General features: G+C 39.7%; 18 protein-coding genes and 1 pseudogene. 2 read left to right on the forward strand and 17 right to left on the reverse strand.

What is annotated here, in order from left to right; translation table 11 throughout:
* Window positions 1–176 precede the first annotated feature (176 nt).
* Both CEF16_RS24450 and CEF16_RS24455 read right to left on the reverse strand, forming a co-directional pair.
* Window positions 177–518 (reverse strand): Na-translocating system protein MpsC family protein, encoded by a 342-nt coding sequence (locus CEF16_RS24450; RefSeq protein ID WP_342750502.1) that lies wholly within the window; start codon window positions 516–518, stop codon window positions 177–179.
* A 9-nt stretch (window positions 519–527) separates the two neighbouring features.
* Window positions 528–875 (reverse strand): Na-translocating system protein MpsC family protein, encoded by a 348-nt coding sequence (locus CEF16_RS24455; protein ID WP_245917873.1) that lies wholly within the window; start codon window positions 873–875, stop codon window positions 528–530.
* 265 nt (window positions 876–1,140) lie between these two features.
* Here CEF16_RS24455 and nagE point away from each other — a divergent pair, with 265 nt between their 5' ends.
* Entirely contained in the window at window positions 1,141–2,508 is a 1,368-nt protein-coding gene (gene nagE / locus CEF16_RS13795; protein ID WP_091583415.1) for an N-acetylglucosamine-specific PTS transporter subunit IIBC, read from the forward strand.
* A gap of 828 nt (window positions 2,509–3,336) precedes the next feature.
* Here nagE and CEF16_RS13805 read toward each other — a convergent pair.
* The 7 genes and pseudogenes from CEF16_RS13805 to CEF16_RS25340 form a co-directional block, all read right to left on the reverse strand.
* Window positions 3,337–4,560 carry a cytochrome P450 gene (locus tag CEF16_RS13805; RefSeq protein ID WP_091583410.1) on the reverse strand — a complete coding sequence of 408 codons (1,224 nt, stop codon included), beginning with the start codon at window positions 4,558–4,560 and terminating at the stop codon, window positions 3,337–3,339.
* 116 nt (window positions 4,561–4,676) lie between these two features.
* Complete coding sequence (locus tag CEF16_RS13810; protein WP_091583407.1) at window positions 4,677–4,967, reverse strand: hypothetical protein; 291 nt, start codon at window positions 4,965–4,967, stop codon at window positions 4,677–4,679.
* Between the two features lie 217 nt (window positions 4,968–5,184).
* Window positions 5,185–5,925: an SIS domain-containing protein gene (locus CEF16_RS13815; protein WP_091583404.1), complete on the reverse strand. Its 741-nt coding sequence runs from the start codon at window positions 5,923–5,925 to the stop codon at window positions 5,185–5,187.
* A 37-nt stretch (window positions 5,926–5,962) separates the two neighbouring features.
* The gene (locus CEF16_RS13820) at window positions 5,963–6,700 is read right to left on the reverse strand and encodes a GntR family transcriptional regulator (RefSeq protein ID WP_091583399.1); all 738 of its coding nucleotides are present in this window, start codon (window positions 6,698–6,700) and stop codon (window positions 5,963–5,965) included.
* Window positions 6,701–6,725: 25 nt separating this feature from the next.
* A complete protein-coding gene (gene nagB, locus CEF16_RS13825; RefSeq protein ID WP_091583397.1) occupies window positions 6,726–7,493 on the reverse strand; it encodes a glucosamine-6-phosphate deaminase in 768 nt (255 codons plus the stop codon).
* A gap of 28 nt (window positions 7,494–7,521) precedes the next feature.
* On the reverse strand, window positions 7,522–8,715 hold the full coding sequence (nagA, locus tag CEF16_RS13830) for an N-acetylglucosamine-6-phosphate deacetylase (RefSeq protein WP_091583395.1): 1,194 nt from the start codon (window positions 8,713–8,715) through the stop codon (window positions 7,522–7,524).
* Window positions 8,716–8,835: 120 nt separating this feature from the next.
* Window positions 8,836–9,310 (reverse strand): annotated as a pseudogene (locus CEF16_RS25340) (thioesterase family protein).
* A gap of 166 nt (window positions 9,311–9,476) precedes the next feature.
* Between CEF16_RS25340 and CEF16_RS13845 the strand changes: the two are divergent.
* Complete coding sequence (locus CEF16_RS13845; protein ID WP_091583386.1) at window positions 9,477–11,036, forward strand: BCCT family transporter; 1,560 nt, start codon at window positions 9,477–9,479, stop codon at window positions 11,034–11,036.
* Between the two features lie 62 nt (window positions 11,037–11,098).
* On the opposite strand, the gene CEF16_RS13850 is transcribed toward CEF16_RS13845, so the two are convergent.
* The 8 genes from CEF16_RS13850 to CEF16_RS13885 all read right to left on the reverse strand — a co-directional run bounded on the left by CEF16_RS13850 (window position 11,099) and on the right by CEF16_RS13885 (window position 19,448).
* A complete protein-coding gene (locus tag CEF16_RS13850; protein ID WP_091583384.1) occupies window positions 11,099–12,376 on the reverse strand; it encodes a TRAP transporter large permease in 1,278 nt (425 codons plus the stop codon).
* Window positions 12,373–12,837, reverse strand: a complete 465-nt coding sequence (locus CEF16_RS13855; RefSeq protein ID WP_091583381.1) for a TRAP transporter small permease — start codon at window positions 12,835–12,837, stop codon at window positions 12,373–12,375. Before CEF16_RS13855 ends, CEF16_RS13850 begins: the two co-directional genes overlap by 4 nt.
* 57 nt (window positions 12,838–12,894) lie before the next feature.
* Window positions 12,895–13,980, reverse strand: coding sequence for a TRAP transporter substrate-binding protein (locus CEF16_RS13860; protein ID WP_091583379.1), 1,086 nt, complete (start codon window positions 13,978–13,980; stop codon window positions 12,895–12,897).
* A gap of 45 nt (window positions 13,981–14,025) precedes the next feature.
* Window positions 14,026–15,210 carry an L-rhamnonate dehydratase gene (rhmD, locus tag CEF16_RS13865; RefSeq protein WP_091583376.1) on the reverse strand — a complete coding sequence of 395 codons (1,185 nt, stop codon included), beginning with the start codon at window positions 15,208–15,210 and terminating at the stop codon, window positions 14,026–14,028.
* 24 nt (window positions 15,211–15,234) lie between these two features.
* A complete protein-coding gene (locus CEF16_RS13870) occupies window positions 15,235–16,260 on the reverse strand; it encodes a zinc-dependent alcohol dehydrogenase (RefSeq protein ID WP_091583373.1) in 1,026 nt (341 codons plus the stop codon).
* Window positions 16,261–16,273: 13 nt separating this feature from the next.
* A complete protein-coding gene (locus CEF16_RS13875) occupies window positions 16,274–17,188 on the reverse strand; it encodes a fumarylacetoacetate hydrolase family protein (protein ID WP_245917874.1) in 915 nt (304 codons plus the stop codon).
* A 12-nt stretch (window positions 17,189–17,200) separates the two neighbouring features.
* Complete coding sequence (locus CEF16_RS13880) at window positions 17,201–17,953, reverse strand: IclR family transcriptional regulator (RefSeq protein WP_091583367.1); 753 nt, start codon at window positions 17,951–17,953, stop codon at window positions 17,201–17,203.
* Window positions 17,954–18,260: 307 nt separating this feature from the next.
* Window positions 18,261–19,448 (reverse strand): MFS transporter, encoded by a 1,188-nt coding sequence (locus CEF16_RS13885; RefSeq protein WP_091583366.1) that lies wholly within the window; start codon window positions 19,446–19,448, stop codon window positions 18,261–18,263.
* Window positions 19,449–19,800 lie beyond the last annotated feature (352 nt).

The raw sequence follows: 19,800 nt of genomic DNA on the forward strand, positions 1-19,800 counted from the left end.
TTTTTGGAACGATTTAGGAAAAAAAGAACAACCGAAAAACTTGGCTTACCGCCGAGTCCTTATGGCGGAGCCGTAGTTTGACTTATGGGACGGCCCCATAAAAAAAGCCGAAAAGAATGGTTTTCTTCATTCTTTTCGGCTTATGTCCAGCTCTAATTGTCTGTCTCATTACCACCTTAATGCTTATTCGGTTGTAATATAATAATGATATAGCTTTTATCTAATTTAAAGTCCCAATCCACAAAAATGTCCGCTACGTTTGTTTGGAGAATCGCCTCAAATTTACTCGCATGCAACAGCCTTTTTTCTAGATGTCTTTTTGTTAATTTAAGTTCTTCTTCAAAGCCAGATCGGATTAACTCTTTCTCAATCCGAACTAAAATACCATCTCTCGTAATAATAAGAGTTCTGTCATTTATCATACAGGAATCAAGAGACGCAGGTAATTTCTCGGCATGCTTGCTTACACGGGCAATTTCATTATGAATGGCTTCTTTCCCGGAATATTCTTCTAATATGGCGGCATCTTATTCGCCCTCTTCTTCATCAATGATTCCAATTAAGATGCCTGTGCGGTTTTGAAGAGACCAATCATAATACATTTCATTTACCGCTAAATTCGCAGTTACCTTTAAGGCTGCTTTAATTTCCGGAAGAAGTTCCTGCATAAGGATATCTCTCGTTTCTTCCACTTTCATCGTTTTTTCTTGTGAGACCAGCACCCTTTCCATTGGGGCCAAAAAATCTCTTAAATGAAGTGTTACAAACGGTTTTTTTATCGAAACATAAACAGAAGAAGGGCCTTTTCCAAAGTTATCTCTTAAAAGCTTACCAGTATAACTTGCTATTTCAGCTTGCACCGACGTTTTTTCCATAAATCGCCATTCCTTTTTTAAGACAGAAACGTTCTTTTTTCCGTCCTGCAGTTTATTATAACATTTCTTTTCTTAATAAAAAGAGTAGTTACTATCTATTTCCGTATTACGAGGTTTTATAACCAGATTTTTAACATTTAGTGTTCTAGTGGTATAGACAACTATATTTAATGGTGCTATAATGCCCATATGATTGGCATTATTTTTACGTTGTTGTAATCGCTTACCCGAACGTTTACATTCATTATTTAAGGGGGTTAAACAGATGCTTAATTTTTTGCAGAAAATCGGTAAAGCATTAATGCTTCCAATCGCTACCCTGCCTGCTGCGGCATTATTGCTTCGTCTAGGACAAGATGACTTTTTGGATATTCCATTTATGGCAGCAGCAGGTTCGGCATTATTTGATCACTTACCGCTTATTTTCGCTATCGGTGTTGCTGTTGGTTTGTCACGAGATGGAAATGGGGCGGCCGGCCTTGCTGGAGCGATAGGTTTCTTGGTGCTGCAGGAAGGAACAGCTGCTGTTAATGAAGAGATTGACATGGCATTTCTTGGCGGTATTTTGTCTGGTGTTGTTGCGGGGCTTTTATATAACCGCTTTCACGCCGTAAAACTACCAAACTGGCTTGGATTCTTTGGTGGAAGGCGCTTTGTTCCGATTGTAACGGCTGCTACAATGGTTATTTTGGCAGGGATTTTCGGGTTTGTCTGGCCTCCTGTTCAAGCCGGCATTGACGGTATCGGCCAGTGGATTATTGATGCAGGAGCAGTTGGAGTTGGAGCGTATGGCTTCTTAAACCGCTTGCTTATCCCGATTGGACTTCATCACGTTCTAAACAGTCTCGTTTGGTTTGAATTTGGATCATTTGAAGGAGCAACGGGTGATCTTGACCGCTTTTTTGCAGGAGATCCGACTGCGGGAACCTTTATGGTTGGTTTCTTCCCGGTTATGATGTTTGGTCTTCCGGCTGCATGTTTAGCCATGATTGTGGCTGCAAAACCAGAACGCCGGGCCCAGGTGGCTGGTCTTCTCGGGGGGCTTGCGTTCACATCATTTCTTACCGGTATCACAGAACCAATTGAATTTACGTTTATGTTCTTGTCTCCGCTCCTGTATGTCATTCATGCTGCCTTAACAGCAGCTTCGATGGTAGTCACTTATTTAGCCGGGACACTGCATGGTTTTGGGTTTTCTGCTGGTGCGATTGACTATTTTTTAAACTTCAATATCGCAACTAAACCACTGTTATTAGCGGGGATTGGAATCGTGTTTGCTGTGGTTTACTATATCGTCTTTTATGCAGCAATAAAAGGACTTGACCTAAAGACACCAGGCCGTGAAGACGAGGAAGATATGACAAACACAAATGAAGGCGACGACAAATATGAAGTCATGGGGAACGAATATGTCGCAGCGCTTGGCGGATATGAAAATATTCACAGCATTGACAACTGCGTCACCCGTCTTCGTTTGAAAATCAATGATATGGACAAAATCGATGAAGATCGAATCAAGCGAAACGGTGCCCGCGGCGTGATGAAAATAAACAGCACCGATTTGCAAATCATTATCGGCACCGATGTAGAATTTGTCGCCGATGCAATGCGGCGAACGAAGCCTGAAGATTAATCAAAATAGAGTACTGCATAACGTTGCGGGGTCTGGTCTTGTTCTATTTTTGCGGGCCAGACCCCTCATATTTTTGTAATGTGCTTGTTTTTGGATGGTCTGACTCGGATTTTTCGGTTAATGTGCAGTGTAAAACGTTTTATGTGCTTAAGAAAGGTTTTTATGGTTGTAAGGTTTCTCTCATTGTAGGAGCAGGGACATAGTAATACTCATGTTGGTGTAGCGTTAGTTATGCACCTTGTTGGTGATGGTTTGATTTACTTTTTTACAGTTATGCTTAGACTCTTGGAAGATATGTATCACTTCTTATCTTTCATGAGCGGTTTGAACCATTTTATTCTTTTATGAACCATTTCTTTCATGTACACCTCTCTACAAATTTATGTACCTCTCTATCTTTCAACAGCATTACCATTTTTGTGGTCTATCCCTTCACATTTCGTTGTAGTGCAGAATAGTAGATCAACTTGGGGGATACTCTCTTTTGTGCATATTTCTCAACTTTTCCACCACTTTCCCTTTTTATTGATCCACTTTCCGCTTTTTTTGCACTTTTCCCCTTCGTTCGGGTCTGGCACTCCTCATTTAGAAAGACAGCTCCGCCCATTGGATGATCTCTTTTTATGAGATGCTGTACGGCTTTTCCTGTTTTATACACAACTTTTCTAGATTTATTAGCCATTTTTTATGTCTTTTGAACTGCTCTTATTCACTTATAACTCACTTCCTGTCTTTTTTGCACCATTCTCCTTTTTCAGTACCTCTCCGTATCCAGAGCCGGCACTCCACACTTTAAAATTGCAATTGATAGATACCTCAGTCTAATCATTAGCACGACTCCATGTTTTGAAAAGTAATTGGCAGTTTTTCTAATGATCTAAACCCCATAAGATTTCTCCATTGCAATTCAGCAGCGTCCAGTTGAAGATCAGTTATTCTATGCATGAGGGTGTGAATGGCCATTTGCGCCTCCATACGTGCTAATGAGGCACCCAAACAAAAATGAACACCATGGCCAAACGCAAGATGGTAATTAGACTTCCTGGTTATATCCAGCCTATTAGGAGCAATGAACTTTTGCGGGTCACGATTAACGGCACCCAATAGGATGTAAACCTGTTCCCCTTTTTCAATTATATTTTTGTTGATTTCAATGTCTTCTGAGGCATAACGAGCTATCATTTGTGTAGGGCTTTCAAAACGTAAAAATTCCTCCACTGCTCTTTCTGTTAGCGATGGGTTTTCTTTTAATTTCCTAAACTGGTCAGGATGGTTTATTAACGCAAAAATGGAATTGCTAATAAGATTCACCGTTGTCTCATGACCAGCAATTAGAAGTAAAATACAAGTTGATAGCAATTCTTCCTCACTTACTTTATCCTCTTCTTTTATTAACATGCTGATAAGATCATTCCTTGGGTTCTGTTTTCTTTTTTTAATTAACACACGGAAGTAATCTATTAATTTTATTATTTTGTCATTCCCTTTGTGTAACTCCTTTCTTGATCTGGTGAAATCAATAGTTTGCAATAAAATAATAGACCATTCTCTAAATAGATAACGATCCTCTGCTGGTACTCCTAAAATCTTAGCTATAACGAGACTAGCTAAAGGAAAAGCAAAATCTGAAACAACGTCCATCTTATTTTGTACGCCATTTAGTAAGTCATTAGCAGTTTCTACTATGCAAGGTCGATATTTTTCAGCCATCTTTGGTGTAAATGCCTTGCTGACAAGAAAACGTAATCGTTTATGGTCAGGTTGATTTTTGTATACCATCATGTTGTTTTGAATATTCTTAAGAAATTCATACTTTTTGGTGGTTTGAGGAAGTGGGATCCGATTTTGAAACCTCGTATCTTTAAGAATAGCTAGTGCTTCTTCATAACCAGTTACATACCATCCTCTATTTTTCAATAAAGATCCTTTGTATAAGGGACCAATAGAACGCAGATGATCATAAAAAGGATAAGGGTTTTCAAAAAAAGCTGCAGAAGTTAGCGAAAAGGGTTGTTTGGCATCTACTCGTTTTTGAGTTATATGTTTTGTCATTTTTATGCACTCCATATATGTAAACTTATTTTTATTCCAGGTTTACAATAAAGGTACATGATTTATAGTGACATTGCAACGGTCTTATTTCCTTGTTAGTTACTCTTCTTTGTGTACTACGCTAATATATGAACAACTTTCTCTTTAGATTGACGCACTATTTTTATCATTTTCGTTATGTAGAATTTTCCATTTTCAGTGTATTCTGTTTTGGAGTCTGGCCCTACACATTTTGTAACACTTTGCTGCAGCTTTCCTTCTTTTTGATCTCCTTCTTCTTTGATTTGAGCTCCTCTTCCTACTTTTTTAAACACTTTCTCTCTTTTATACTCCGCTTTCCACTGTTTTTGCGCCACCCTGGCCCCGGCACTACTTCCGGGTCTGGCCCCACATACTTTGTAATACATTACCGCCGGGGCAGCTTTGATTTGTATCCTTTCCTCCTTGATTTGAGCAGCTTCCAGTTTTTTTGCACCTCTTTCTCTTTTTTATGATCCTCTTCCCCCCTCTTTTGCACCATTGCCCTTGGTCCAGCGCTTTCCACGTCTCTGGGTCTGGCCCCCCACAAATACTTAATCGTGAATGCTGTTTCAAAATTAAAAAGAGCTGTGCCTCAAATGGCGTTCAGCTCTTTAATAGCGGGATTCGGTTTTTATATAGATCTACCATACGTTTGTTGTGTTCATCGCTTCCTTCGATATTGGCGCTTTTAAAGACGGGCAGTTCAGTTTGTGTTTGTTCGAGCAGGTGCAGAACTTCGGCGATCATGCCTTGTAGTATAGCGATGTTAATCAGGGAGGATCCTGGTGCGAATTGAAGTTCTGGCTCTGTTTCAGCCTTCAGCAGCGCGTCGCCTTTAGGTATATGGTTATCAAGGACGATGTCTGCTGTATCGTGGAGATGTTTGCCGGTATCATGTCTTGAAGGCTGAGACGCTGCATAAGTTTTTGATGTTAATGCAATCACCCTGGAGCCTTTTTGTTTTCCAAGCAAAGCTGCATCTACGGGCACGCCATTTCGGCCCGAAGTGGAGACGACTAACAGAACATCTTTTTCTGTCAGCGGAAGTTCCTCCATAAACGAAGCAGCGTAATCTGTTTTGCGTTCTAGCTGTGAGGATTGTACAGGCCCTTGGTGAAGCATGAGTTTTTCTTCAAGAATGGGATATACCGGAACAAGTCCTCCTGCGCGGTAAAAAAGTTCCTCTGCCATTATGTGCGAATGGCCGCAGCCAAACACATAGAGTAATCCGCCTTCTGAAACCTTGTCCGCTATTTGTTTTGCAGCTTTTTGGATTGTCCGCGCTTCCTTTCTTTCAACTTCATCTATGAGCTGCTTGATTTCATGAAAATAATGTAGAAACATTAGACCGATCCTTTCCTTCCCTATTCAAGATATGCCTTTAGCTTGAATGGCTGTCTCTAGGCATATGAATGCTGAATTTATAGCGGTCCCCTCGATAAGCGGATTTAACGTATTCAAATGGTGTGTCATCTTGCAGGTGAGTAAGACGGGAGATCCATAAAATAGGGTCGCCTTTGTTTATACTTAATAGCTCTGCTTCTTTTTTCCCAGCAACTGCAGATTCTAGGGTTTGATCGGCAAAACCTATTTTTAAATTCAGTTCCTTTTCGATATATTGATAAAGCGATTTACCGGCATGCTCTTCGGTTAGTCCTTTTATTAAATTTGCATTAATATAAGTGGTTTCAAGTGCCATTGGTTCTTTGTCCGCAAGTCGAATACGCTGCATTTCATATACTTTATCGTTTTCTTTAATGTTTAGAGCTTTTGCTGCGTCGCTGCTCGCTTCGGTTACACGAAAATAGTTGAGGACATTTCCGGGTTCGAAGCCGCGTGCTTTCATATCTTCTGTAAAGCTCGTTAAACCTTGCAGTGTTTGTTCTAGTTTTTTTTCTGCCACAAACGTCCCTTTTCCTTTTTCACGCCTTAGCAGACCTTCGTTAACAAGCTCTATAATTGCTTGCCGCACTGTCATACGGCTTACATCAAATTCTTCTGCAAATATGCGTTCGGATGGAAGCATATCTCCAGGCTCCCACTCACCGGCGTTCATTTTTTTCCGTATCATTTCTTGGATTTGATAATAAATAGGCAGTGGTGAACTTTTGTCAATCATCCGGTTTCCACCTCTTTTTTATCCGTTATAAAACATTCAAGCTGTCATGTTTTTTCCATTCTCTTTCTGAAACAGCTGAAAGTGCTTCTTCATCCGCTATGATTGTAACATACGGATGACTTCTTAAAATGGATGCAGGAAATGTCTCATTTATATCGCCTTCTAACAGATTTTTCATTGCTTGTTTTTTACGTTCACCTGAAGCGAGCAGTAGAATACAGCGGCTGTCCATAATGGAAGCAATGCCCATGGTGATAGCACGTTTTGGAACTTCGCTTTTATTTTCAAAATAGCGGGCATTTGCTTCTCTCGTTGATTCCTTCAGCTCTACGATATGAGTGCGGGAGTGGTGAGGCGTTCCGGGTTCGTTAAAGCCGATATGGCCGTTTTCACCGATGCCTAACAGCTGTAAATCAATGCCTCCATAGTCTTCAATCAACTGTTCATAGCTCTTCGCTTCTGCTTCTAAATCAGCAGCATTGCCTTTAGGAAGATGCGTTTGCTCTGATTTCAAGTCCAATGGGTGAAACAAATGCTCTTTCATGTATGCATGATAACTATTCGGATGATCTGACGCGAGACCCTCGTATTCATCAAGATTAAATGTTGTTATTTGAGAAAGATCTAGATCATTGCGTTTCGCTTTCTCGATAAAGGCTTCGTACGTTCCTTCCGGCGTACCGCCTGTCGCAAGGCCCAAAACCACGTTAGGTTGAGTCTGTACTTTTCTAAAAAGAAGTTCGGCTGCATATTCACTCATCTCTTCGTAATTCGTGACCCGAACAATTTCCAATCGGTCCACCTCCTTCAAATGTTTATGATTACTTTTCATATGCAAGAGTACCGCGGCACCACGTTCGAATAACCTCTTGATTAGGACCTAACTGAACAAAATCAGCGTCTTTACCGACTGCAATATTTCCTTTTCTGTTCTCAACCCCTAGCTTGCAGGCAGCATTCCACGAGGTCATTGCTACCGCTTCTTCTAAACGACAGCCAGTAAAATCAATTATATTTTTCATCGCTTCGTTCATTTTTAATACACTGCCAGCAATTGTTCCATCCGTTAAATACGGACGGTTTCCTTTTACGGTGACTGTTTGTCCGCCCAGGTCATACTCACCGTTTTGCAGACACTTTGCTCGTATCGAATCGGTAATCATTAACAATCTGAAAGATCCTTTCATTTGGTAAGCCATGTTTACCATAGAAGGATGCACATGAACACCGTCAGCTATGATTTCATTTGTCAATTCGTTCCGAGTGAGAGCTGCTGCTGCAAGTCCCGGTTCTCGGTGATGCAGCCCTTTCATCCCGTTAAATAAATGAGTCACATGAGTCAAACCGTGGTCGATTGCTTGTTCTATTTCTTCTATAGAAGCGTTGGAGTGAGCAGCAGATGCTATTACTCCAGTGTCTTTTAAATAACGAATGACTTCATGATCCGGGTCTTTTTCAGGTGCAAGAGAGACCCACTTTATAAATCCTTTTGCCGCCTTCTGCCATTTTTTCAACAATTCAATATCTGCTTCGCACAAATGCTCTTTTGGCTGAGCGCCTGCTTTTTCTTCGGTAAAAAACGGCCCTTCTAAATGAACACCGAGCATTTCTGCTAGATCAGATGGCTGCTGTCCTTCGGCAAAAGCCGCTGCGTTTTCTAATGCGTTTGTAATGGCCTTTTCGCTTTGCGTTAGTGTAGTAGCCAAAAAAGATGTCGTTCCTTCTGATGGCAGGGATTCGGCAATCGTTGTTAATGCTTCAGGTGTCGCGTCCATCGTATCTGCATTATTTGTACCGTGTATATGCACATCAATCATGCCCGGTACTAAAACCGTGTCCGGGTCTATTTTTATCTCTTTTATGCTGCTCCATTCTGTCTTGCTAAAGTCTTGTTCAATATTTTTATCTTCACCAATTGCCGTAATTTTACCGTCTTTCACGACAATATAAGCATGATTTAATTCCTGCGCTGGGTTTATTATGGTAACGTTTCGAAGTAAAAAGGACTTCGTCACTTTTAGTACCCCCTCTTCTAGACACGATTGGTCTATACCTGTTTACCTTAATGATAGCAAACTATTAATATAGTTGTCTATACCATCTAATATAAGGGAGGAAACACCCCCCTTATTTTGTTAATTCTCTTTTTTGCTGCGAATTCCAATACGCTGACCAGCTTCTTGCGGCCATTCTTCTCCTTCATGTTCGGCTTTTGCTTTATGTATTAATGGCAGAACCTTTTCTGGAAAGCGTCCGGCTCGTCGTTCGGCTTGATTAACAGCCAGCATCATTGTTTCACAAGTCGCCAGCCTCTCACCATTTTCATTATGCATTTCCAAAAACAAATGAAGACGTTTTTCATCATAATCAAGCAGCTTTCCTAAAACTTGAAACGCTTCCCCTTCTAATATTTCTTTTTATATAAACAACATGAGTTTCGAGTGTGAATATAGTGGCACCGTAATGATTTCGTCCTTGTTCGTTTAGCCCGAGTGAACTGGTGAATTGCTCTCCAGCAATGCTGAACACTCTAAAATAAGCTGCGTCATTCATATGTTTATTGTAATCGACAAAGTATTTTTTTACTTGATCTTTATATAATAAACGCATGCCCTTCCCCTCCTTTTATTTTACATCTTTCCACATTCTCTTATAAATTCCTTTCCCTCTGCTTAGAAAAAATTTCATTTTTCATTTCCCTCTTTTTGGTATACACACATATTACTGAGCCGGACAGGGAAACTTGAATAATACATATAAACGTGAGGAGATTGCTATGGATAAAAATATCATGGATTGGCCAACGTTTTTTGGGGCTTTGCTTTTATTAATTTTAATCGCAGCTCCGCTCGTCATGATTCCTGACTATGGAGAAGCAGTGGTAACAGCGGCTAACACGTTCGTAACAGAAAACTTTGGTGTTCTTTACCTATTAATCGGAATGGTTTTGTTTATTTTTTTACTTTATATTGCTTTTAGCCGCTATGGCCGGATTGTTCTCGGTAGCCGCGGGGTGAAGCCGGAGTTTAACACACTCACCTGGGCAGCGATGCTTTTTGCAGCTGGAATTGGTTCAAGTGTTCTGTATTGGGGAACGATTGAGTGGGCGTACTACTATACTGGACCTCCATTTGGGCTGGAAGCAGAATCAGCAGAAGCAGTGGAATGGGCAACAACCTACGGGATTTTTCATTGGGGGCCGATTGCTTGGGCGATCTATTGTTTACCAGCCCTGCCGATTGCTTATTTTTATTACGTGCGTAAACGGCCGGTTTTAAAAATTAGTGAAGCATGCCGTCCGGTTTTGAAAAAATATGCAGATGGCCCAGTCGGAACACTAGTCGATATCTTATTTATGTTTGGTCTGCTCGGCGGTGCCGGTACGACGATGGCTCTTGCTACTCCGCTGATTGCACAAGGAGTAAATTATTTCACCGGAATAACACCAAACATGGCCTTAAATACGGTAGTGCTCGTTATAAGTACGATTATTTTTGCTGTAAGTTCTTATAGTGGACTGCGTAAAGGTATTCGTATTTTAAGTAACATTAACCTTTGGCTTTCTTTTGTGTTATTAGGCTTTGTTTTTATTGCCGGGCCGACTGTTTTTCTCGGAAATACGATGTTTAACAGCATTGGAAGATTGGCTGATAACTTCTTTAAAATGAGCATGTGGACCGAGCCTTTTGCAGGTGTCGGCGGAGTTGAAGGAACAGGGTTTCCAGAAGCCTGGACCGTTTTCTACTGGGCTTGGTGGCTTGTGTATGCCCCGTTTGTCGGATTGTTCGTCGCACGGATTTCGAAAGGACGTACGATTCGTGAAATGATTGTCGGAACGCTTGTTTACGGCACAATCGGTTGTGCCCTGTATTTCGGAATTCTAGGCAACTTCGGGCTTTATTTACAGTTAAGCGGACAATATGCTGTCGTTGATGTATTAAACGAACAAGGCGCGCCAGCTGCAATTATTGGAACGATTGCCCAGCTGCCGGCAAGCAATTTGTTTGTTGCGGTATTTGTTATTTTAGCGATCATCTTCTTGTCCACCACATTCGATTCTGGTTCCTACATTTTAGCATCTGTGACACAAAAAGAAATTGATGACGAACCATTGCGTTGGAATCGTTTGTTTTGGGCGTTTGTACTTGCCACACCATCGCTTGTGCTTATGTTTCTTGGTGGTCTTGAAACGCTGCAAACAGCCAGCATTGTCGGCGGCTTTCCTTTGATTTTTATTATGGTGATGCTGATTATTTCATTTACACGAGCTATTAAAGAAGACATGCCAAAAACATTTGGAAGCAAATATTTTATTTACCGGGATGAGCAGGAATAAGCAGAATGATAAAAATCTTTGTTCAAATACGTAAAGCAATGAACAAAGATTTCTTCTTTTTATTAGTCAATTAAACTAGGCAGCAAAGTTGAAACATCTGGGAAATAAGCTACAAAAATGATCACAAGGACAATTAACATGAAAAATGGCCATAAATATCGTAAAGTTTCTTTAAAATTGGCCTTTGCAATCCCATTGGTAATAAACAGCAGCACCCCTACTGGAGGTGTAACACCGCCGACAATAAGAGTTATTGCTACTACGGTAGCAAAGTGAAAGGGATCAAACCCTGCTGTTTCTGCAATAACAGATAACACTGGAATAAAGATGATTGTTGCAGCAATTGTTTCAATCACACAACCTATAATTAATAAAATGATAACGATCAACAGCATCAATAAATAAGGATTACCTGTAAAATCATTAAGCCAAGCAGATATTTGCAGCGGAATTTGTTCATTAGCCAAGATCCATCCGAATATCGAGGCCGTGGCTGCAATAAACAATACCATAACACTTGTATGAGTGGATTGAACAAGCACTTTATAAAGGTCTTTTAACTTCAACTCTTTATAAATAAATATGCTTACAATTAACGAATAAACAACAGCTACCACACTCGCTTCGGTGGCTGTGAATATCCCAAACAAGATACCGCCTAATATAATAATAGGTGCCAGCAGCGCCCAGAATGCACTTAAAAAACTTTGCCATACTTCTTTTAAAGTTGCCCTTTCTTCATATGGCAGGTTGTGTTTAACTGCTCCTGCATAGTTAATGACAAGCAGACCTGCTGCCATGACCAAACCAGGAAGAGCTCCAGCCAAAAATAACTTTGAGATAGACAATCCTGTTAACGATCCATAAATAATCATAATGATACTTGGAGGTATGATCGGTCCAATCGCTCCAGCACATGCTGTTAATGCTGCCGCATAACCTCTAGGATAACCGCGGCGTATCATAGATGGGATCATGACGGAACCAACTGCTGATGTATCAGCAGAAGCTGAACCCGAAATCCCTGCAAACGTAGTGCTTGTAAAGATAGTAGCATGCCCGAGACCGCCTTTAATATGACCTAGTAAACTATTAGCAAAGCGCACAAGACGGTTAGATATACCCCCATGTTCCATTATGGAACCAGCTAACATGAAGAAAGGTATGGCTAAAAAAGTGAAACTGTTTAACGTATTTACAATACGCGGCATCACTTGAGCAAGCGTCACATCCGTTGTAATAAAAAGGGTAGCAATAGAGGAAACTCCAATGGCAAATGCAACAGGCATTCTTAAAACGAGAAATAAAAACAGCAGCCCGAACATTAACAATAAAGTCATGAACTTACCCCCTTTTCTTTAACTAAGTCAATAATGTTTAACACTGTATATAAAAGCATAAGTATACCGCCAATCGGAACAGATAGAAATACATATCCCATTGAAATTCTTAATACAGAAGATGTTTGGATACTTGTCACTTCAACGACTTGAAAACCATATTTAATTAAAATCCCAATAAAAATTAAGATCGTCACATTCACTAAGATATCTATGATTCTTGTCACTTTTCTCGGAACAGAGTCACCTATAAAATCAACTACAATGTGTTTTTTCTCTCGTAATGCATAAGCGGAACCTAGCATTACAAACCAAATAAACAAAAATCTCATCGCTTCATTAGGCCAACTCATTGGAAACCCAAAAAAGCGGGTGAATATTTGCAGTACAGCTAAAAGTGTTATGATACTAAATAGCGATACTAAAACTACTCTTACGCCTTTATTAAACACTTTCTCCATTAATCCTCATCCCTTCCTTTTGAAAGGAGAGCCAGCTGATAAGCTGGCTCTAATTCTCTACTCCAATTCAGCAATCTGTTCTAATAAATCGGTCATTCCTTCTTCTTCTGCATAGCTATTTACAAATTCCATGGCAGATTCACGAAATTCCTCTTTATCAATGTCTAGTGTTTCCAGTCCTTCTTCTGCTAGTTGTTCCTTATATTCTTCATCACGTTCCATCGCTAATTCACGTCCATACAATGCAGCTTCGCGCCCAGCCTCTTCAATTAATGTTTGATCCTCACTAGATAATTCATCATAAAATTGCTGACTGATATTCAAAGATAAAACAGTGAAGATATGCTCTGTTGGAACACGATATTCAACGACTTCATGCAAACCATCAGAATATATACTTTCAGCTGATCCTTCAAATCCGTCGGCTACACCCGTTTCGAGAGAATTATACAAATCTCCCCAAGGTATAGAAGTAGCGGAAGCTCCCCAGGATTCAACCGTACGAGAATATTGCGGTGCATCCGGTACACGCAGACTCATTCCATCTACACCTTTAATTCGACTAATTTCTTCATTGATTAATAAATCACGAAATGCTGAGTCTACCCAGCCAATCGATTTAATATCAACAGCAGCCAATTCCTCTTCCAATGTTTCAGCAACGGGACTATCCAATACATCATGCACATGTTCATAGCTGCTGAAAGTATATGGTAAGTCTAAAACACCTACTTTTGGAGCAAAGTTTGATAAGACCCCTGCATCGTTAATTGTCATCTCTAATGAACCTACTTGCAGAGATTGAATAAGTTCGCTTTGTCCTCCTAATTCACCAGATGGGTGAATATTGACACCGATGCGTCCGTTTGATTGAGATTCGACGATATCTTCAAATTTTTCTGTTACTGCAATCACCGAGTGGGAAGGCGGCAAATGAGATCCAAGACGAATACTTATTTCCTCTTCTTCACTATTAGCATTTTCGCCGCTGTCTTGTTCCTCAGCTGCCGTATCCTCTGTCCCTTCACTATCTGCCCCTGTAGCTGTTTCATTCTCATCACTAGATTCATCCGTTAAAGAACTGCATGCTGCTAGAGCCAATATTAGTAACAACATCAATGTAAAAATGAAGCTTTTTTTCATTTTTTCAACTCCTTCACATTTTTGACAACGCTTACAATAATGGTTCTAATCTTTTTCTACCAGTCCTAAATTATTATCTCGATTCAATTCCACTCCAAACCCAGGTGTATCAGGCAATCTCACTTTTCCGTTTTTTGGAAGTATTTCCCCTTCTAATAAAGGGTAGAATTGCGGAATCACCTTGTCAGCTTTTGGACTCATCATGAGGTATTCTGCAAAAGGACTGTTCGTTTTTGTCATTACATAATGGTAACTATAAATACCACTGCCGTGAGGAATAACATATTTTCCATAGCTTTCAGCAAGATTTCCTATTTTCATCAGCTCCGTTAATCCTCCGCACCAGCCGACATCAGCTTGTAAAATGTCCATGTCACAAAACTCTAGCAGCATTTTAAAGCCATACCTTGTGGCTTCATGTTCACCTCCAGTTACTAAAATATTATTAGGTGCTCGTTTTTTTAAATCTCGATACGCCCAGTAATCATCGGGGTTAAAACACTCTTCCACCCATTTAAAATCCAGTTCTGCTGACTTTTGCATCAGTTTTTGGGCATAGGGCAAATCTAATGACATCCAGCAATCCCACATCAGCCAAAAATTTTCTCCCACCTTATTTCTCATGGATTCAGCTTGTTCCATGTTTTTTCGAAGACCCTCTTCTCCATCATCTGGTCCATATTTTAATGGCATTTTTCCGCCAATAAAGCCCATTTCCTTTGCTAAATCAGGTCTGGGTCCAGTCGCATAACACGGTAATTCCTCTCGTACTTTTCCGCCAATCATGGCATAAACCGGTTCTTGTCTTAGTCTTCCTAATAAATCCCAAAGAGCCAAATCAATCGCTGATATCGCATTCATAACGATACCTTTCCTGCCGTAAAAGATAGAACCTCTATACATTTGGTCCCACATTTTTTCAATGTTCTCTACCGGCTGCTCAACGATGAACCGGTCTAAATGATTCATAACAATCCAAGCAGCAGGGTATCCGCCAGTAGAAATACCGACTCCTACTTCCCCATTGTCTGCTTCTACTTCCACCACTAACGTTTTTAATGCATTAATACCGAAACTTGTACGTGTTTTTTTATATTCAGGATAGATACTCATTGGAGTGGCTATTTGTTTTACAATCCAATGCTCTTGGGCTTGATCGTGATAGTCACCACCACCTCCACTCACCACATACGCTCGTATACTCGCAATCTTATGTCCGGTTACTCCCATTCTGCTTTTACCTCCCAAAACGTTTTATTGATTTACTTGAAGAAATATTTTACTGTTTTTCACCTTGCCTTCAATTAAATCCATAAATGCTTGCTTGCCTTCATGCAGATGCCTCACTTCTGACCATCCTTTTGAATCTATCTCGCCTTCTACTAACAGCTGAACAGCATCTTGAAAGTCTTGTTTCGAATAGCAAAAAGACCCTAAAACGGTAACCTCGTCTCTTATAAAGTTATTGATAGGCAGCGGTGTTTCATTGATTCCTAGCCCAATATTCATAATGACTCCCCCGGAATTCACCAAATCAGCAGCTTGTGTTCTTGTTGGCAAAAAGCCGGCAGCATCAATAACCACATCAATTCCTTTAGGTCCAGTAATGTCAGGTAGCGTTTGTTCTACATCTTCTTTATCAGGGTTTAATGTATACTTAATCCCTACATCTTTTACTGTCTGAAGCCTTTCATCATTAATGTCAGTCATAATAATACGGTTTGCCCCAAGAATATTAGCGACAAAAGCACTCAGCACACCAATCGTACCGGCTCCATAAATTAAAACATTTGAAAGGGGGCGGTTTTCTAATGCTCTTCTAACCGCTCTGAAGCAGCATGCCAATGGTTCTGCTAAAGATGCAGTATGCGAATCCAAAGAACTAGGAATCTCAATTACCGTACTTTCCGGCACCGCCACATATTCTGCAAAAGCACCAGAACGATGGATTCCTACAATTTGCCGGTGATCACATAAATTCTCTAACCCTTTCCGGCATTTCGTACAGTGGCCGCAATTTATTAGCGGATTAACTACTACTTTGGATCCTTCTGAGATTTGTTTAACTCCTTGTCCTACCCTTTCTACGCTTCCACAAAATTCATGACCCATAATTAATGGAGGAACTCTTAAACTATTATGACCTAAAAAACCTTCTATCTCGGAACCACAAATACCGACTACATCAACTTTTATAAGAACTTCTTTTTCCCCTGGTTCTGGAATATTTCTTTCTTCTTTATCTAATTGTTTTGGTCCATTCCATGCTAATACTTTCATTGTCAGCCTCCCGTTATCGAACTTTATTTTCCAATACACCTATTGATTCGATTTCGAGCTTGCACCTATCACCCGATTTCAAGAACACCTGCGGATCACGAAATACACCAACACCATGCGGAGTACCGGTTGCAATTATATCTCCTGGTTCAAAGGTGAAACCTTTTGACAAATACGAGATAATATAAGGAATCTTAAATATTAAATTTTTAGTGTTGGAATCTTGCAGTTTTTCTCCGTTTAACTCTAAGGAAATACCAAGGTTATGCGGATCTTCTATTTCATCTTTTGTTACAATTGCTGGTCCAATAGGAGCAAACGTGTCATATGATTTTCCTCTTACCCATTGAACATCTTCGAATTGAATATCCCTAGCACTCACATCATTTATAATTGTGTAACCAAACACATAATCCAATGCTTCTTCTTCTGTTATGTTTCTTGTCTTTTTTCCAATAACCACCGCTAATTCTACTTCATAGTCAACTTGTTCTGACTCTTCTGGCAGTTCAATGTCATCACCGTTTCCAATTAAGCACGAAGCCCATTTAGAAAAAATCATAGGCTTTTTCGGAGGCTCGACGTTTTGTTCAATGCAATGGTCCATATAGTTATTACCTACGCAAACAACTTTACCTGGATTGGAAATAGGCTCTCTAACATCTACGTTTTCAATGTTGTATTGAAAAGATGAAACTTTGTCTGTATGTTTCTGAGCCCATTCCCATGCTTCCTTAATTTCCTTAAGACTTTTTTCGTCATTTTGAATAATAGATAATAAATCCTTTTTCTTTTCTAAACTTTTGGCATTCTCAGAGTTATAAGCTTGCATTAACCCTTCCAATGAGAAAACGTTCTCCTTGTCCAAAATTCCAACTTGATCTGATTCATTTTTTGCTTTAAAAGTAAGTAAGTGCATACTTTTCATCCCTTCTTATTTTTACAATGTTTGATTTGTTGATAATTTTTTAGCTAGTTTCATAATTTCATTAGCAGCAAGTTGTTTCTTTTCAGGCCAATTGTTTTCGAGCATCGTAAAACTGACACCTGCTATGATTTGATTATCTTTGTTGTAGATAGGCGCTGCTACACAACAAAATCCTATGGATCCTTCTTGTTCTTCCACTACATAACCATCTTCTTTTGCTTGTTTTAACTGATTCCACAACTCATCTACGTCAGCCACCGTATTTTTAGTTTGCTTTGGCAGATCTTTTTCTGGGAAAAGTTCTATTAGTTCTTCATATGTGTGGTCGATTAATTGAATTTTTCCGATAGCAGATGCATGAGCCGGAAACCGCATTCCCGGATCTGTAACTAACCGAGCAGGTGAACTCCCTTCTTCTCTTGCTAAATAAAATACTTCAGCATCATAGAGTTTCCCCAATTGGATGTGTTCATCTACTACTTCAATCGCTTTTCCTGCCTTCATGGAAAACGTTTCCAAAATATCGAATTGCCTAAAATATGCTGAACTAAAAGAGCCTAATGCAGGACCCAATGTATACTTTTCACTTTTGTCTTTTTGTATCCACCCTAAGGTTTCTAACGTGTTCAGTAATGAATACATGGAGCTTTTATTAATCTCCAATTTTTTGGAAATATCAATTAGTCTTAATTGAGAAGGGTGATTTGCAATTAAATCAATAATAATATTTGCTCTTTCTAATGCCGGAACCCAATATTTAGGCATTTCATGTACCTCCTTCCCTTAAGTTTATTATAATAAACTAAGTTTTTTATTTTGAACTAACGTTATTCTAACACATAATTACTAATTGTCAAAAAGTTTTTGAGATCAGATTTAATTTTGTTAAAAATAAAAAAGGCTGCCCATAAAAAATGGACAACCTGTTAAAAACGAAAACATAGGTTAATGGACACCCTTTTGTACTAACTTGTAAGTTTATGGCTAGCAACAGTTATTCATAAGAAATTTTTAAATCAAATGATTGATTATTTTTTACACCACTATGCAGTGCAAAAAACTTATTCGCCAGTTAGTTATCATTAACTTCTTCATTATTATCTCCACTTCCATTCGGATCTTTACTTGCTTTAAAAGCCGCCCCTAAACCTAACGAAATCGTACATGCACTAATAATAAACATACTAACTAAGCCCATAGCGCTCGCCACTGCACCCAGCAAAAGCGGTGTAGCTACTTGTGTCATCCGGTTCACGGTCAGCCTGAGCCCTAATGTTTCTGCTGAACGTCCCTGTATCGTTGATTCAAGGGTTAGCGTAATGGATAAAGGAGCGCCTATTCCAAGACCAACACCTAGGAAAAATACCAAAATGCCTGTTACGACAAGGGAGGGAGAAAATGGCAGGCCAACCAAAGCAACGATCATTAATAACATGGTTACGGTCAGTAGTTTCGTGCTTCCTAAAATGGTTATTAAACGAGAAAGATAAAATCGAATGATGACCCCCGCTAAACCATTAATGGCGATAAAGGTGCCTATGACAGAATCACTATATTCAAATTGAACACCTAATAACGGAAAAAATGTCATGTATAAATCCCTGGAAAATAAGACGAGAGCACTGAATATCAACGCTAGCCGCAAGCTCGGGATATGTAATAATTTCATAAAGGAATTGGAGCTATTTTCTATGCCATTTGCGTTTTTGTCCCTTTCTATTGGAGGTTCATCAGGGATGAAAGAAATGATGATACTGCCGATTAAACCCACTCCCGCTAACATGAGAAAGGCCATTTGATAGTTTGTTAGATCAGCAGCGAACCCACTCGTAAGCGGCCCAAGAAACATACCGACCCCAACGCCTAAACTAAACCACGAAACATTTTTACTTCGGTTTTTATTACTGGATATTCTTCCTACATAATCTTGCGCAGCTAATATGAATATCGTTTGGGCGGATCCGGCTATAATTTGGGATGCATATAAGCTGTAGATATTTGGAAAAATCCCAGGCAGTGCGATGCCTGCCACACCTAAGTACCCGCCGATAATAAGTGCCAGTTTTGAATGAAGGTAGTCTATTTTTTTCCCAAGACGAATTGCAAATAAAAGAGGAAAAAAGGAAAATAAACTTGTTATCAACCCAATATGCGTAGCGCTCGCCCCAAGATCATAGGCAAATAACGAAACGGTGGGGCGGGTCCCCATTAGTGATAAAACGTTAAAGCAGGATATGATCATAATTAAAACAAGTTTCAATTTGCATCACCAGTTTCTAGGTCCTTCCCATTAGCTGAGGGCCAGTTCACCTTTATGTACTGCTCATTTGCAAACAGCCTGCTTTCAATATACATTATTAAAATTATGAAAACAAAAAATGCTCTCGCATTTGAGAACTTTTGAAAAACGGTTATTGAGATACTGGGTGGTGCTGAAACGAACATAACGATCAATCAATCGTTTAATTAAATTAAGGCGCCACACCGTTTGGACGCAGCGGTAAGCCAAATTTTTCTAATTCAAACTTATTTGGCTTGAAAGTCTCCTATCTTACATAAAGCTCTTTATGTACGGCCGTGTTATTATTTATTGTTCCATACATTTTAGGGGT

This window comes from Alteribacillus bidgolensis (assembly GCF_002886255.1).
Taxonomy (GTDB): Bacteria; Bacillota; Bacilli; order Bacillales; family Marinococcaceae; genus Alteribacillus; species Alteribacillus bidgolensis.

Bases quoted from the DNA above. Each gene is read 5' to 3' on its own strand.
- CEF16_RS24455 (WP_245917873.1), bottom strand. From the start codon at position 875: ATGGAAAAAACGTCGGTGCAAGCTGAAATAGCAAGTTATACTGGTAAG.
- nagE (WP_091583415.1), top strand. From the start codon at position 1,141: ATGCTTAATTTTTTGCAGAAAATCGGTAAAGCATTAATGCTTCCAATC.
- CEF16_RS13805 (WP_091583410.1), bottom strand. From the start codon at position 4,560: ATGACAAAACATATAACTCAAAAACGAGTAGATGCCAAACAACCCTTT.
- CEF16_RS13810 (WP_091583407.1), bottom strand. From the start codon at position 4,967: ATGTATTACAAAGTATGTGGGGCCAGACCCGGAAGTAGTGCCGGGGCC.
- CEF16_RS13815 (WP_091583404.1), bottom strand. From the start codon at position 5,925: ATGTTTCTACATTATTTTCATGAAATCAAGCAGCTCATAGATGAAGTT.
- CEF16_RS13820 (WP_091583399.1), bottom strand. From the start codon at position 6,700: ATGATTGACAAAAGTTCACCACTGCCTATTTATTATCAAATCCAAGAA.
- CEF16_RS13845 (WP_091583386.1), top strand. From the start codon at position 9,477: ATGGATAAAAATATCATGGATTGGCCAACGTTTTTTGGGGCTTTGCTT.
- CEF16_RS13850 (WP_091583384.1), bottom strand. From the start codon at position 12,376: ATGACTTTATTGTTAATGTTCGGGCTGCTGTTTTTATTTCTCGTTTTA.
- CEF16_RS13855 (WP_091583381.1), bottom strand. From the start codon at position 12,837: ATGGAGAAAGTGTTTAATAAAGGCGTAAGAGTAGTTTTAGTATCGCTA.
- CEF16_RS13860 (WP_091583379.1), bottom strand. From the start codon at position 13,980: ATGAAAAAAAGCTTCATTTTTACATTGATGTTGTTACTAATATTGGCT.
- rhmD (WP_091583376.1), bottom strand. From the start codon at position 15,210: ATGGGAGTAACCGGACATAAGATTGCGAGTATACGAGCGTATGTGGTG.
- CEF16_RS13870 (WP_091583373.1), bottom strand. From the start codon at position 16,260: ATGAAAGTATTAGCATGGAATGGACCAAAACAATTAGATAAAGAAGAA.
- CEF16_RS13875 (WP_245917874.1), bottom strand. From the start codon at position 17,188: ATGAAAAGTATGCACTTACTTACTTTTAAAGCAAAAAATGAATCAGAT.
- CEF16_RS13880 (WP_091583367.1), bottom strand. From the start codon at position 17,953: ATGCCTAAATATTGGGTTCCGGCATTAGAAAGAGCAAATATTATTATT.